The sequence below is a fragment of the Streptomyces sp. WM6386 genome (genome assembly GCF_000972385.1).
Taxonomy (GTDB): domain Bacteria; phylum Actinomycetota; class Actinomycetes; order Streptomycetales; family Streptomycetaceae; genus Streptomyces.
Window position 1 is genome coordinate 1 of sequence record NZ_JXTE01000763.1, and the last position, 319, is coordinate 319.

The following is a 319-nucleotide window of genomic DNA, read 5'->3' on the forward strand; positions in this document are numbered from 1 at the left end:
CGTGCAGATCGTCGACGCCGGCTCGCCCCGGATGCTGTGTCTGCGGGACGGGACCGTGACATCCGTCGGCCTCGAGGCGCAGCTTCCGCTCGGCATGTTCGAGGAGACCGACTATGTGGCGCAGGACTACCGGTTGGACCCGGGCGACCGTCTCCTGTTCGTCAGCGACGGAGTGCACACGGTCCCTGCGCCGGGCGGTGAACCGTACGGCGATCGCGCTCTCGCGCGAGCCATCACGGCCACACGGCTGCTGCCGGCCGCCGACGTACCGGCCGCGGTGCTGCGGGAACTGAGGGGGCATCGGGGCCGCCCGGAGCCG

The 319-nt window shown here is 72.1% G+C and carries 1 protein-coding gene; it reads left to right on the plus strand.

Features of this window, described 5'->3' with window-relative positions; genetic code table 11:
• Positions 1–319, plus strand: a 319-nt coding sequence (locus TN53_RS43565) for a PP2C family protein-serine/threonine phosphatase (protein WP_046264477.1), incomplete at both ends; no start/stop codon positions are given.